Source organism: Peribacillus simplex, from assembly GCF_001542915.1.
GTDB lineage: Bacteria > Bacillota > Bacilli > Bacillales > DSM-1321 > Peribacillus > Peribacillus simplex_B.
Map to the genome: position 1 here is coordinate 42,503 of NZ_LNNH01000025.1, position 14,560 is coordinate 57,062.

General features: G+C 36.0%; 16 protein-coding genes. 4 read left to right on the forward strand and 12 right to left on the reverse strand.

Going from position 1 to position 14,560, the window contains the following annotated elements:
• Nucleotides 1-4: 4 nt before the first annotated feature.
• Both AS888_RS13085 and AS888_RS13090 read right to left on the reverse strand, forming a co-directional pair.
• Nucleotides 5-367: a hypothetical protein gene (locus tag AS888_RS13085; protein WP_061142596.1), complete on the reverse strand. Its 363-nt coding sequence runs from the start codon at nucleotides 365-367 to the stop codon at nucleotides 5-7.
• 237 nt (nucleotides 368-604) lie between these two features.
• On the reverse strand, nucleotides 605-787 hold the full coding sequence (locus AS888_RS13090) for a hypothetical protein (RefSeq protein WP_061142597.1): 183 nt from the start codon (nucleotides 785-787) through the stop codon (nucleotides 605-607).
• 151 nt (nucleotides 788-938) lie between these two features.
• Here AS888_RS13090 and AS888_RS13095 point away from each other — a divergent pair, with 151 nt between their 5' ends.
• The 4 genes from AS888_RS13095 (at nucleotide 939) to AS888_RS13110 (ending at nucleotide 2,505) form a co-directional block, all read left to right on the forward strand.
• Nucleotides 939-1,136 carry a helix-turn-helix transcriptional regulator gene (locus tag AS888_RS13095; protein WP_061142598.1) on the forward strand — a complete coding sequence of 66 codons (198 nt, stop codon included), beginning with the start codon at nucleotides 939-941 and terminating at the stop codon, nucleotides 1,134-1,136.
• A 60-nt stretch (nucleotides 1,137-1,196) separates the two neighbouring features.
• Complete coding sequence (locus tag AS888_RS13100; protein ID WP_061142599.1) at nucleotides 1,197-1,550, forward strand: DUF4064 domain-containing protein; 354 nt, start codon at nucleotides 1,197-1,199, stop codon at nucleotides 1,548-1,550.
• 3 nt (nucleotides 1,551-1,553) lie between these two features.
• Nucleotides 1,554-1,802, forward strand: coding sequence for a hypothetical protein (locus tag AS888_RS13105; RefSeq protein WP_155645483.1), 249 nt, complete (start codon nucleotides 1,554-1,556; stop codon nucleotides 1,800-1,802).
• 184 nt (nucleotides 1,803-1,986) lie between these two features.
• Nucleotides 1,987-2,505, forward strand: a complete 519-nt coding sequence (locus AS888_RS13110) for a hypothetical protein (RefSeq protein ID WP_061142601.1) — start codon at nucleotides 1,987-1,989, stop codon at nucleotides 2,503-2,505.
• A 218-nt stretch (nucleotides 2,506-2,723) separates the two neighbouring features.
• Here the strand turns inward: AS888_RS13110 and hag are convergent, their stop codons facing one another.
• From hag to AS888_RS13155, 10 genes are all read right to left on the reverse strand, one after another.
• Nucleotides 2,724-3,653 carry a flagellin Hag gene (gene hag, locus AS888_RS13115; protein WP_061142602.1) on the reverse strand — a complete coding sequence of 310 codons (930 nt, stop codon included), beginning with the start codon at nucleotides 3,651-3,653 and terminating at the stop codon, nucleotides 2,724-2,726.
• A 57-nt stretch (nucleotides 3,654-3,710) separates the two neighbouring features.
• Entirely contained in the window at nucleotides 3,711-3,884 is a 174-nt protein-coding gene (locus AS888_RS25095) for a carbon storage regulator (RefSeq protein WP_081092436.1), read from the reverse strand.
• A 198-nt stretch (nucleotides 3,885-4,082) separates the two neighbouring features.
• On the reverse strand, nucleotides 4,083-5,234 hold the full coding sequence (locus AS888_RS13120) for a peptidoglycan-binding protein (protein WP_061142603.1): 1,152 nt from the start codon (nucleotides 5,232-5,234) through the stop codon (nucleotides 4,083-4,085).
• Nucleotides 5,235-5,287: 53 nt separating this feature from the next.
• Complete coding sequence (locus AS888_RS13125) at nucleotides 5,288-5,554, reverse strand: phage holin (protein WP_061142645.1); 267 nt, start codon at nucleotides 5,552-5,554, stop codon at nucleotides 5,288-5,290.
• Between the two features lie 16 nt (nucleotides 5,555-5,570).
• Nucleotides 5,571-5,978, reverse strand: coding sequence for a hypothetical protein (locus tag AS888_RS13130; RefSeq protein ID WP_061142604.1), 408 nt, complete (start codon nucleotides 5,976-5,978; stop codon nucleotides 5,571-5,573).
• Nucleotides 5,971-6,357, reverse strand: a complete 387-nt coding sequence (locus AS888_RS13135; protein WP_061142605.1) for a hypothetical protein — start codon at nucleotides 6,355-6,357, stop codon at nucleotides 5,971-5,973. Before AS888_RS13135 ends, AS888_RS13130 begins: the two co-directional genes overlap by 8 nt.
• A 449-nt stretch (nucleotides 6,358-6,806) precedes the next feature.
• The gene (locus tag AS888_RS13140; RefSeq protein WP_061142606.1) at nucleotides 6,807-8,015 is read right to left on the reverse strand and encodes a hypothetical protein; all 1,209 of its coding nucleotides are present in this window, start codon (nucleotides 8,013-8,015) and stop codon (nucleotides 6,807-6,809) included.
• 105 nt (nucleotides 8,016-8,120) lie between these two features.
• The gene (locus tag AS888_RS13145; RefSeq protein ID WP_061142607.1) at nucleotides 8,121-10,520 is read right to left on the reverse strand and encodes a BppU family phage baseplate upper protein; all 2,400 of its coding nucleotides are present in this window, start codon (nucleotides 10,518-10,520) and stop codon (nucleotides 8,121-8,123) included.
• 17 nt (nucleotides 10,521-10,537) lie between these two features.
• Nucleotides 10,538-12,475 carry a tail fiber domain-containing protein gene (locus tag AS888_RS13150; protein ID WP_061142608.1) on the reverse strand — a complete coding sequence of 646 codons (1,938 nt, stop codon included), beginning with the start codon at nucleotides 12,473-12,475 and terminating at the stop codon, nucleotides 10,538-10,540.
• Nucleotides 12,476-12,487: 12 nt separating this feature from the next.
• Nucleotides 12,488-14,560 (reverse strand): phage tail spike protein, encoded by a 2,073-nt coding sequence (locus AS888_RS13155; protein WP_061142609.1) that lies wholly within the window; start codon nucleotides 14,558-14,560, stop codon nucleotides 12,488-12,490.

Consider the following 14,560-nt stretch of genomic DNA (forward strand, 5'->3'; position numbering starts at 1 on the left):
TAAATCAGTAGTCCTCGTATTTCTTAGCAAATATATTTAGGTCATCGCCCAGCAGGTTCTTTAGCTTCTTGCCGTTTCTTCCGCATTCCCTGTATATTTCTTCTGCTCTACGGTCATCTGTATCATATCCAAGCTCGTTGCAAAAGTTCTTAAAATCTGCTACAGATTCATAAGCCCACATATCCAGAACTAAAGAAGAGATAACGTCACCCTCTTCAGGCTCTCTTGAAAGACCTAATTTCATGTCGAAAGGGATAGTCATTTGTTTACTGCTGTACTTGATAGTGGTTTTATAAACGTTATATGTCCGGTCACCGTCTGATTTTTGACCCAAGAATTGATTTTGGATATGAATTAATTTGGCCATATGCCCTCCAGGTTTAAAGTCCGTAGACTGTTAATTTTTTGATACTTTTCTAACCATCTGATCCTTCATTGATTTATAGAAAGAAGACTTCATTCCACAATACATAAGGTGTACTCTTCATTGAACAATGCAAGGCTAAGTTATATCAGTGACGAAGCTAGTTTTTTTTACTTCTTTTAAGATGAAACAGATATGTTTCACATATCTCCTTTCTGTTTGTTTTATTCAAAAAGGATTTCACAAAAACAGCTTACTAAGTTCCCTTAGAAGTAAAAGTATCCCTCCATACTTTGCTGTTTCCATGAAAAGAATTAATGCAGTTTCATTAATTTTGAAGCCAGCACCATCTAACAATGAAATGCCAATCAATGAAGCACCAGTAGCACCAACAGCAACTATTCCGAATGTAAATGGATCCATGTTGTTCACTCTCCTCTTCGTTGTATAGTTCATTCTATGGTCACCAGCCTATAAAATTGCTTGTCTGTATAAAAAAACTTATATTTTTTTACAGAATTTCTTATAGAGGGATATTCACACATAAAGGAGAATAACTTTGTAGGGTGATGAGATGAAATGCTTAATAGGAGAAATTATTAAAGAACGAGGTTTGAAAAGTAAATATCTAGCCGAAAAGTTAGGGGTTTCATCACAACAAATTTCAAATTGGATAAATATGAGGAACTATCCAACGATTGATAAAGCATTTAAATTGGCTAAATTATTAGACGTGAAAGTCGATGATTTATATGAGGAGGAAGATAATTGAAAAGATGACTTATATTCTGATTTCTTACAGTATAATTGAATAAAAAAGGGGACTTCTTTCATGAATCGATCTACAGAGTTTACATTGTCACTTATCGCTACCATATTCTTAACTATTGGATGGGTTATCGTTGGTATTATCACTTTCTTTGCAGGTCTTGCGCCAGTTGATGAAATGGATTATACCCTGTTTACCTACTTAGTTATTTACTCGGTTCTAACTATCCCACTACTTGTATTAATTTGGGTTGGCACTTTTAAAATTAAAAGGAACAGTCGTGGATGGGGAATTTTTATTCTAGTCATGGGTGTGCTTTATACGTTATCCGTTTATTTTATCCCGGGTATAATGCTTCTTATTGCTGGCATCATGATGGTTTCTAAAAAAGACGAAAGCCAAAATGTCGCAGTTTAAGCGATGAACATAAATATCAAAGTGTACTTACATTCTAAGGGAACAAAATTCTTACAAAGTGGCAGCTTCCCTGTGAAAAATTCAGATTTTAAAAAGGAACCGGATTGGACAGCAGCTGTTGCAGCATACGAATGGATTCAGCAAATTAAAATTAATTTTGCTGCTAGTGATGATTTCCGAATTGATCAGGTGATTTATAACGGAGATATAGAAATTACGGAGTTAGTTGAGAAGGTAAAGCCTATAATATGAAATCTTCAAACAAAAGCCCTTCATTATAAGTGAAGGGCTTTAAACATGCAAAGAACTAATCTTTCCCTTTATAACTAACTAAACAATTAGGTAAATAGTCCGATAAAATATTATAAGAAGATTGATACTTAAGCAATTTGCATTGGTATATATTTTTTTGAATATTTTATAGGAGGAAAACAGAATGAAGAAATTACTAGTAGCAGGACTTTCAACCTTATTATTAGCAGGTTGCGGTACAGAAGAAGTTACAGAAAAAAAGGTGGGCAATGTAGAGTCAACGGAAAAAGCAGCATCAGTTGAAGAAGAATCACAGAAGAAAACGGATGTTATTGATGTTAACAAAGAAGTCGCGGATACAGCTAACATTAAGGCTACTTTTGTTAGTGTAGAAAAAGTTATTGACAAAGAATGGGACGAAGAATATATAGATGTAAAGTTTGAAGTAGAGAACAAGACTGATAAAACTATAGTTATCCAAGCTGAAGAAGTATCCAGTGATGGAAAAATGATAGATGAAAGCATCTTAAACATGAGTCAAGATGTAGCTGGTGGCAAGAAGGCTGATGCAGTACTACGCATTGAAAATTATGATGGAGATTTACCGGCAGTTGAGAAGGATTTAGAAATGTTAATGCTTGTAATTGACGATGAATCTTATGAGACAATTGAAACACATAAAGTAAATGTTGATTTTAAATAATTTTGGTTAAACATCACCTCTTTATAAAGAGGTGACTATGATGGGGAAAGGTGTACAAAGCACTATCTACGTTGAGGACCAATATTTATTGGCAATTGTTTAGTTCTATCATGATTTTAATAAGTAAGACTATACCCTTCTTAGTTTTCAGAAGGGTTTTTACTGTTCTATTTTCTATAAATAAAAAAGGACCTTCAAAAGAAGATCCTTTTTAGATATTAACGAAGTAATTGTAATACTCCCTGCGGTGCCTGGTTTGCTTGAGCTAACATTGCTTGAGAAGCTTGAGACAAGATCGAGTTTTTAGTTTGTTCCATCATAGTCTTAGCCATGTCAGTGTCCCGAATACGAGACTCAGCAGCTGTAAGGTTTTCAGAAGAAGTACCTAAGTTGTTGATTGTATGTTCTAAACGGTTTTGGTTTGCTCCTAATTTAGAACGTTCTGCTGAAACGTTATCAATCGCTGTTTGAATTTTTGTAATAGCAGCTGATGCACTTGAGGCAGTAGAAACATCTAGACCAGCCTCAACAGGAGTAGAATCAGTACCGTTACTTACACCCGCAGTGGCTGTAAATCCTGCGTCACCTGCATTGCCTGTTAATTTAAGGGCATTGGCACGCATATCTTTAATTTCAAGTGTTAAGCTTTGGTTTTGGTTAGCGCCGATTTGGAATTGAAGACCAACTCCTGGAACACCTGCGCTAGTACCGTCTGGATTATTTGAATCTTTGGCACCGTTCAGTAATTTTTGAGTATTGAATTCAGTCGTATTACCGATACGGTTAATTTCTGATGTCAAAGAGTTCATTTCTTTTTGGATTTCTCCACGATCAGTTGTTGTGTTTGTATCTGTTGCTGCTTGTGTAGCAAGTTCACGCATACGTTGAAGGATATCAGTTGTTTCGTTTAATGCACCTTCAGCAGTTTGGATTAGAGAGATTGCATCTTGTGAGTTACGAGAAGCTTGATCTAACCCGCGAATTTGCCCACGCATTTTTTCAGAGATCGCTAGACCTGCAGCATCATCCCCTGCTTTATTGATACGCATACCTGAAGCAAGTTTCTCCATCGATTTTGATTGAGCATTTGTTGCGCTTGATAATTGACGGTGCGTGTTTAATGCTGAAATATTGTGATTGATAATCATTTGTGTTACCTCCGTGTTTTTTAATAGGTGGCCACATCCTTGTGACCATGATAAGAATTATTCAGGGGTTATTTCTTCACGACGAATGTTATATTTCTTCGGTGCATCTATCTTCATACGAATATCACCTTTTAACTCATGTCTAAAAAGGGTTATGCATATCTCTTCCTTTGTTTCTTCATTGAAAATATTCAGTTTTTGTCCCATTTTCCTTGTTACAACTAATCCCATATGCTCATCCTCCTTGATGTTATATAAGAAATATCGACCATACAAAATAATTGTTTAACCTTTTATTAAATAATTACTGAAAAAAGTATATTTAGAAGAAAAACAAAAAACCCCTACTCTATTGAGTAAGGGTTTTTAAATTGGGGGGTACTTTGTGGAGTTAGTACCATAATTATACTTTTTCCTTTTATTGTTTTTTTATGCAGCAAATAATTCAGCAAAAGAAGCTTTTCCAGCCTTCTTATCTGCAGTAATCTTTTTTGCTTTCTGGAACTTTTCTAATACTGATTCAGTACCTTTTCCAAAGATGGAATCGAGTGATCCAGGGTTATAACCTTCGGTGTAAAGCGCCGCCTGGAGAATCCAAGTAAGATTGCCTTTTGCGCCTTTTTCAAGGGTAACAATGGCTGCCTTAGTTTTAGCTCCCCATTTACCGTCTACAACAAGCTTCTTATTGAACTGCTTATTAAGCTCGGTTTGTAGCGCTTTAATGAGTGCCGTTTTAGTTTTAGAGCCTTTGATTCCATCCACTACAAGGCCAGTAGCATAACGGCTATTTAATGTTTTCTGAATGGATCTGATTGTTTCATCTCCACTTACTGATGGTTTGGCATCTTCTTTATTTTTATCAGGTTGAACAATAACTTCTTTAGCATTTCCAAAATTAATTTTTTGGCCGATTTTCAGCTTTGATGGATCGATACCAGGATTTGCTTTAATCAGATCCTCGACTTGAACGCCGTCCGCGCCATCTTTATGTGCAATACTCCATAATGTATCACCTTCCTGGATGGTGTAGACATCAGGTGCAGGAGCAGGTTTAGATGGGGTTTTTGAACCTTTCCAATCAAATGCTTCCCTGTAATTGTACTCGCAACAAGCTTTCCAGCTATAACCAGGCATCTCATTATGAGCTTTATCATATTGCCCAATTCCATCTTTAACAAGTGCAGCGTGCAACTCAGCAATACTCGCAAGAGTAGCTTCATCCATGGTGTCGTATCGATAATCACCGGCAACACAGATGCCTAACGAGAATTGATTACTGTTTCCAACATGGTAAGTTCGACGATCATAATCATTCGCGTATACAATCCTGGCTCTCTTTCCGTTTGGAGTACTAATTATATTCTTAGGCTCAATAACAAGCGCATATCCACATCCAGGCCATCCTAGTGTACCCACATGATACGCCGCGAAGCTTGCAGCATCTGAGCCCGCCAAATTCTTTTTGGTTAAAGAATGGTGCCAAACGCGGTGAGTAATTGCTTTTGTACGTTTTGAATAAGTACCATTTGATTTTAATTTACCTCTCATATCGACTAATTGTGGTAGGTTTGTAAAGTTCATTTTCATCGTCTCCTTTTAATTTGATTCATAATAAAAAGCCACCCACAGGCAGCTTATTTCGGTTCGTTATAGTTCATCGCTCTTGAGCTATCTTTAGCACCCTTTGTAGTTGGATCATTAATTGCATTCCACAAGCTAATCACCATGATCACAACCACATATGGATTAGAAAGTGAATCAACCAATAAGTTATAAACAGAACCCCACGTAGTTAAATCCTGTGCCGTTAATCCAAAATATCCGAGAATAGGTACAAAAACAGCTAAAAATAATTGTGTTATAAACATAGGGTTTTTAAAACGTACTTTCCAGTTGATCATTTTAAAAAACATCTCCTTATCCTAAAAGTTTGGATCCTCCTATAATACTAGCTACTGTTAAGACAACCTTGATTATCTCTGTAATTAAAGCTCTCCATCCTTGATCTTTACCAGCAAGACTTGCTATGTCTTTAATATCACTTTTTAATTCTGTAACGGTATCAGAAAGTGTTTTCTTGATCTCTTTTTGATTTTCTGCAGATGCTTCCTTCATTTCTTTTTGGTTTTGCGAGAAATTAGAAAGCATTATTTTGACTTCCGTTGTAAAGTTGGTCAAGATATCAACTCTGTCATTAATATCAGTAAAGCCTTTAGCGTTTTCTCTAGCTTGTATCTTTAGTTCTTTCTTAACTTCTTTTAACTCGTCCTCAAGTTGTTTGACCCTTAGGTCTAAAATAGAATATCCCACTGGTGGTTCAGCCATTTCTAATTTCAACCTCCCTTATTCCCCAGAGTGCCATAATAGAGATGGCTGAGAATGTACCGAACCCTACACTAAACCACCCCATTCCTAGAAAATAAGCTGCGGCAATTAAACTGTATACAAGGGCCGAGAGGAATAATCCAATTTTGCGCATCCACCTGTTTTTAAGTACGATCCCCATTATTTTCACTATTGCAGCTGTTAGGAAAAGCAATCCCCAATGAGATTCCTTAGCTATGTTTCCAAAAAACTCATATGTGTTAGGCAGCCTATTGAACAAATCAGGCGAATTAAATAATACAACTGCCCACCAAGAGCTAATCATGGAAAGAATTACTTCTATAATCGGTATCCTAAACATGTCATCATTCCTTTTCATGTTCGCTTCCCCCTTTAACATGAAAAAAGTTCTGTCTCTCTGTAAGTGCAGGATGTATCCATAATAAAAAGCCGTCCTTTGGGGACGACTTGGATTTATTGAAAATAAAATTCATGTTGACAAATCAAATTCAAATGGTTGAGATATCCTTGCGGAGCATCCTCCGACAACAAAAAAAGGATTTGATGTTATGTCTAATCGTCAAACTAAACAACCATGTACACGCTGTGGAAATCTAGTAAATTACAAAATGCACTTCTTCAGGGGGACAAAAAATCCATCCGGGTTTATTTTAGGAAAGTGCTCGCGCTGCAATAAATTTAATAAGATATTTATAATGTAATTCTATTGCACTTAATTCCTTCCCTCTCCTAAATATAATTGAGAGAGGGAAATTTCCTAACCGCCGCACAGTTTGCTCCTACTTTGCAGAAAATGCTTTTTTATGATTATTTTCTTATTTTTGCTGACATTACCGCTATTGCGTAAGCAATCATCATGTATACCATAAAAACAATGAAGAATTTTTTCCTTGATAAATCATCACCTGCGGCTCCTACAACGTAATCGATACCGTAATGAAGGGCAGCATCATAACTAACTAATTCTAAAACACAGGTGTAGGATAAAATACATAAAAATGAAATTACAAAAAATCCCCTTGCTTTTCTAAATGTTAGAAAAACAATTCCACAAGCAATCATTCCAATTAACCCAACAACTGACTCTGTTGTTCTATAAAAAAGTTCAGACCAATTCTCTAAACGGAATGGGTTAGGTGAAAAAAAGGAAATCCCCAAGGTGTAAAACGTGTTGATAGATCCAGTTATACCACTTTTAAAAAATACGATTACCATCGATATTATAGTTCCGAATACTGCTGTTTTATACATTTTCTTAAATATTAAAAAATACAGTATTACCGGAACAAATGTATATTGGCGTATCGTAAAAGCAAAAGCGCTGACTAGTATCAAAAGAAAGTACCTTTTATTTAGTAATAGCCAGAGACTAAGAACTAGAAAAAACATTATTGTAGTTTCTTTTCGCACAATTGACGACCAATATATCAGTTGAGGGCTAACTAAACATAAGCTGAGAAATAAACCATTGAACAGCTTTTTGTTACCCATTTCATAAGGAAAATGATTCTTAACTATATCGTAAATTAAATAGATAATTAAGATAGTAAGCACGGTGTTGTATACATTCATTGCAATCGGTGTATAATCCCCAATAACCTCGAAAAATGTTATATATAAAAAACCAAATGTGTTAAATAAATTTGCAAAAATAAAGTTATGAGAGATGTCATAAAAGAAATTTTCGAAAAAAAGTGAATAATCATATCCAAACATGCCGTAATAATTAATATAAGCGACTGAATCGGGATTCCTTACTGGTTCTACTGTTAAAAGGTAATTTATTTTAACAGTTGCAAAAATAATGTATCCCATAGTAAGTAAAGCTTTATTCTCAATTTTAAAACAAAGTACTATTGGAAATAGAAATAACAAGAACATAACAAACCCTATTTGTGGACTCAAGTTAATTATTACTCTAGTCCACAAAGTTATAGTTAGAATAGTGATTGCTATTAATACCCATTCCCTTTTTGTATAATTCGAACTTGGATTCAGTGTTGTTTTTGTTTGCATTAGAGTGGCCCCTTATTTTTAAACTACAATTAAAATTACCATTAATGCACAACTCATACAACCTATTTATTTTTTTCCATAATTACCCTAATCTTCAACACTTAACTAAGCCTGTAATTGTCCATATCCTTTTAGCACAGGAGCGTAATATGAAACCGATCCGTCTGTAACGCTTGCGGAATATGTGCTAGACATCAATAATGTGTTTCCTGTTATTTGTAATATTGATGGTGCTTTACCACTACCTGCAATCAATATCATATCGCCAACGCTTAACTGTGAAGAGTCGCTAACTGTAACGACGGTACTCCCATTTGTGCAGGTTCCTGTAATAGCAGTTGTAAGCGTCCCTGATGTCCCAGCTGTTGTTACTCTATAGCCTGTATAAGATGTGCCAGGCGTTAAAGTTCCGGTGTTTTCCACTTTGTCACCTATTTTTAAATTTAATTTTGAAGTAGGTGGGAAAACGGAAGAATAATGTGTTTTTATAACTTCCCCTTCATCAATCCCTAGACTTTTGTTAACACGGTAATAGTAACCACCTTGTTTTGAAGACACTTTATTATTTTTAATAGAAACACCCTTGAAAGTTCCAGAGTTAGCATCGATACTAAGGAATCCGCCAAAAATATCATTGTTATCATGAATGTTGTTACCTTCCACTGATACATGATTCAAATTTCCTTCAAGCTGAATTGCCGATCTATAATATTGACCAGCTAACGCATAAATTCCCGCATTAACAATAATATTATCCTTAATTTCAACAACGCTTGATACACTTGAAGCATCCGTAAATCCTAATTTAATAGCTCTAACAGGTGCGTTATTAATGGTATTTCCTTTCACAGAAACATTATTTAACTTCCCTCTAACAGCTAGACCAATAGCGAACATGCTTGATTCAGACATATCACTTCTTAGAACGGTATCTTTTTGGAAGTGTATTGTATTATCGGAAATTGTAATATTTTCGAAGTCTCCATCAAGTCCTGTATCTCTTACCATAGAAATGCCGCCAGTTAAAGCAAGTCCTCTATCTGCGTTATTAATAGACATCACATTGTTGCTAATAATGACATTACTTAATTTCTTTCCCGTGATACTCCACAATCGAATGCCATATCTGCATTTTGTTGCAACATTATCCGAAACAACCATGTCTGAATTATCACGTGTAACAGTTTCACCTACACTTGAAGATACAATATTGCAAACCGTTGAATATCCTTCGCTCGTGTTGTTCGTAATTGTACTTAATCCATTATGAGTTTCAATTGCTCCGCCTGCGCTTTCCGCTAAATCTGCATAAAACTTATTCCCAGAAGCCTGATGATGCTCACAGTTAAAATATATCGCTGAATTATCATAATTGGCATGGTTTAATGGTTTAGCGAAATAAAATTCACAATCCTTAACACTCGCATCTCTACAACCTCTACCACTTAGAAGAACTGTATTAACCCCACTGCATTTATCGAACTTGACATCTTTTACAGTTATATTTTTAAAGTTTTGAAAGCTAATAGCAAATTGAGATGTATTAGCAGTACCTATTGTGATTTTAGAAGTAATATTTGCTTTAGGATTTTGGTCAATTTTAAACCCTCTAAAATGAACATTTTTTACTTGCGTTCCATTTGTTGCAGCTCCAAAAATTGTTTCATAATCACCAGCGTTATCCTTAACTTTTACGGTTCCTGTTCCAGTTATCGTTACATTGTCTTTTAAAATGATTCTTCTTGTTGTGGTAGGGGCAATTATGAATTCTTCGGGAGGTATATACACTGTTCCACCCCCTCGAGCTGAAACTTCGTTAATTGTCGCTTGTATAAAATCTATATTGTCGGGTTTGTCCTTGTTAGACCCAAGTGTTTTTATGTTAATTCCAAGCTCACTTAAGAAATTCATAGTTTCCGCCAACTGTGCGGTAACGGTAGTTACTTTTCCTTCAACTGTTTTAAGTCTAGGATCTAAGGTTATTGCTGTTGTTTCAAACCCATCAACCTTTTCTTGCAACTCATCAACAGTATCATTTATAACGGCTGCCCTTTCCTCGATATCCGTTTGAAGGGTATTGAAGTTCTTTACATAATATTCAGCTAAAGGAACAATGTCCTGGTCCATTAATGATGCATCGATGTTAAAGGAGAATTTACAAACTGACAAGGCTTGACCATTTGCGTAATTAATATTCAATTCGCCCTTTGCTAATCCAGGATGAGAAATTTCTTCTTCCAAAACGTATTCAAGTTTTCCGTGTATTTGATCCACAATGGATACGATTTTTTCAAACACACTACCATCAGCCATTCTTAAGAAAATTTTTGCTGTGGCAGCTGAACTTAATGGTAGGGGTAGACCATCTTTTGATAAAGAAAAAATCAATTTTGCAGTTCCTTGATCTTGAGTGCTAAATTGAATGGATGTCTTTAATATACCCACAGTCCTTGGAGCAACATCAACAGACATTTTTCCACTTTTGAATATTTCATTTTCTGCCATTAACCGTTCCCCCTTTTTTAAACTACCGGTACCTCTGGTGGCTGTTTGCTTTCTAATTCACCTAACCGAGTCTGCAAATTTTGAATCATGGCGAACATCTCTTGATTTGCTTTAATTAGAGGAGCGACCATTTCTTCATAGCCAATTGATAAAACATCATCCCCGCCATTAATACTGTGATCTTGATACCCGCCAAAATCGACTCCCATTTCATCCATAACTGCTCGAACTTCTTGAGCAATTAAGCCATGGTGATAACGGATACGTTTTTTGCTTCCATCCTTCTCAAGTTTCCGTGTTTTTGTAATGAGTTGACCAAATTCGTCTTCTTCCTCGTAAAATTCTACATAGTCATCTCGGTAATCCCACCTATAGTCAACAGGACGTAATTTATTTATAAACTCAATCCCTAATGTAGTATCTTGAATATCAGCTTTATCTCTTAAATCTGACCTATTTTGAACGGCTCCATAGGAATAAACAGTTACTCCACTATTACCTAGTTGCATTTGATAATCACCGGAAATACGAGTATTCGCTCCTAGCCCTACGCATCCTGAAAAATTATTAGCATTATTTCCAGCAATAGTTGTTGATAGAGCATTACGACCAACTGCCGTATTACTTGCTCCTGTCACAATGTTTAGCATGGCCTGTGTGCCGACCGCAGTATTGTCATGACCATCATCATCTTTGTGATTTCTCATGGCATCGACACCTATCGCAACATTGTTATTAGCATTGACATTCGAACTATTGGATTGATGGCCAATTGCTACATTTGCTTTTCCTGTTTCATTTTCATAAAGAGCAAAGGATCCTAAGGTTTGGTTGAAGTCCGCATTTGTATTAAATCCTGCATTATATCCAACATGAGTATTGAAACTCGCAGTTTTCACATCGTGAGCAACACCCTCTGTCACTGTTCCGCTGTACGCATTGTACCCAAGAGCCGTATTATGGCTTCCCACAGTACTAGCATGGCCTGCGTTTCGGCCAACATAGACGTTTTTTCGTCCAGTGGTGTTGTACCTCCCTGCATTTGTACCGACCGCTGTGTTTCTGCTTCCAGCATCATCGTCACTATTTGTATGGACCCCAACATTATCATGTAAAGCATAATCACCAATTGCAACATTGTTATAGCCTTGTACGTTGCTTTTCATAGCTCTATATCCGACAGCTGTATTTCTATATCCCTTGACGTTATTCAAAAGGGCTTCATAGCCAATTCCTACATTATTGTATGATCCTAATGATGCAGATTCATAGTTGTACAGTAGCGAATTCTTGCCTGCATCTCTCCCTAAGTAGACACTCGAATTATTTCCTGTCCGAGCTACTAAAGAATAATCTGCAGATAAAGTTTTGCTGCCATCTGCTAATTTAAATGTACCGTTTGCATATTTATTATTGTTCGGAAAAGCTGTAACCACAAAAGTCTTATCATTAAGGTTTACAATTTGGTTATTATATCCACCTTCAATTTGAGAAAATGCAGCGCTATCGTTTGTTACACCATCACCTTTTGCACCAAAATCCAATGGATCTAACCAAAAGCGATCAATCTTGCTTTTGGATGGAAGCAGAACAGTTATCTGCTTTTCATTTGCTATTACTTTAGGAAGATAGTTATCTAATAAGGATTTCAATGTAGTAAATATTTTCCCTGTGTAATCCACCCTTGCATCAACCACTTCAGTAATGTCTTTACCGGATGTATTCAAAATTAAATTGTTTATTCGACTCTGTATCTGAGTTAACTCAGAATGAACATTTCGATTTTCATATATGATGGCTTTTGCGCTGTGAGCTGTTTCACTCGATTCATGATCTTTTAATTTTTTCTCATTATCGTTTAATCCACGCTCTGTTATTGATGCATTCTCATCTATTTGTGCAATAAGCCGAGCGTTTTTTGTGGGATCATGAGTTTTAATTAATCTTATCGTCATCTTGTCACTCCTTTACTGTTGAAATACGGACAAGGATATTTGACTATTCGCAGGGACATTAACTAACGGTGAAGCAATGGCTCCAGCCTTTATCAAGTTAACCTTCACGGTATTGTTGGTTGATGTGAAGTCCGTTGTAGCATCAAACCCTGCCGTTTTTAATTTCACATCTTCATTGACTATTGCGCTTGTTACATTAATGTCCAATCCACCTGTAGACACTAAAATAGCGTCTCCTATAACGGACACGCTTCCTGTCGAGATATTGCTTGAATTTATGAACCAATTAGATCCATTGAATGTAAGCATCATATTTACTTGTTGAGGCAGATTGTTTCTAATGCCTCCTGTTATATTGCGGAAATACTTTTCTTGCCGTCTAATCCTTACTTTGTCATCTATTTGCATATCGTAAATGTCTTTTCTGAAATTGGAGAAGGTTAAATCTGGCTTGCTATATTGATCGAGTGGATTATAACTTAACTGAACAATCCGCAACTCATCTTCATACGTAGAACCATTTCCTTTATCTGCAATCATTCCGACACTATCGCCCTTGAAAAATGGTTCTTCTAACTCTTCTAATTTCGGGTCATAGAATAATTCCAAATCAGCATTTACTGTAATTTCCGGATATGGATTAACAAGATTCTCCAATGCATCGTTTATACTGGAGGGTTTTGTATACTTATCATCTCGAATGGGTTCTGCCCATCTCGGATACCCGTCAATCAGAAAATCTTTTTCTTCAGGATGAATATATAAAACTGGGTCAAAAAGATATTTTCCTTTGTCATCCTGCTTTCCATATCCCCATGCTCTTGTCGTGCTATTTTGTGTAGATGATGAAATTTTCAATCCTGATACATTGTAACGAGTGTCCATCAAATAATTTACTCTTTTGCCCATTTTTTTATAAACGTAAATTTTTGTGTTATTTATGTCCAACTCAACTTTGTAGTCTTCTATAATCTCGTCCATTAAAGATATGGAATTTTGATTACCAAAGTTCTCTTGTTCTAACGGCTTAATACCTTTGGTGTCACTTGCTAAGACATAAGAAAAACCACTACCTTTCAAGGCGTGGTTCAGGGCTGCTTCTAAGGTTAACGAACCTGTTTTTGTTCCTGATACATCATTGTTTACAAGCCTTGCCACATAAGTATGTTGAGCTGAAATCGTTTTGGAAAAATCGATATGGTCTGCATCCACATCTAAAATGATATAACGCTGCTGTTTAAATCGTTTTTCATCAATTACAAGGATGTTATCATTGATCAGCATGTCATATTCGATTTGATTTTCATTGGTAAGTGAAATAGTAAAAGTTAATTCCTTCTTACCATTCAATCCATCCGTGATTATAGGTTCTACACCTAATATTTCCACACGTTCCCCCGTATGTTTATTTTCAATAAACATTTGGTTAAGGAAAACGTCCTTTGTGACACTATACGCAGTATCTCCTGTAACTTGTAAATTTGGTGTTTCAGGATCAATTGGAGGTTCCTCTGTTAGTCCATATAAAAAGGAGTCAACCGCTTTGTTCACATCGACTTTTCCGTTGATTCCTTTTACACTACCGCTATCCGTATATTGCCATATGGTCCAATCATTAATACCTGGAGAATTCACTCCATATCTGGCTATCCATAAAGGATATCCGGTTACATTGATATCGTTCGTATAAAAGGAATAATAGGTGTATATCATTACTTTTCTATCTTGAGATTTAAGATAGTCCAAGAATGTTCTAACCGCAGCTGTTAATGCAGATTTCCCAATGTCACCTTGATCAACTTCGATATCGAGAACTAGTGGTAAATCCAGTTCTAAGCCGTTAATCCGATTTAAGAAATATTGAGCTTCTGCCAGTGCTTCTGCATTAGAGGAAAATCTGGCAAAATGATATACCCCAACTTTAATTCCATTAGCCTTTGCATTAGCAACATTGGTTGTGCAAACCGGATCAAAATAGCTCGTGCCCTCAGTCGCTTTAATGAAGGCAAATTCTACTCCGTCATTTGCTACGCTATTCCAATTTATTGTCCCTTGCCAATGTGATACATCTATCCCTTTAATCAT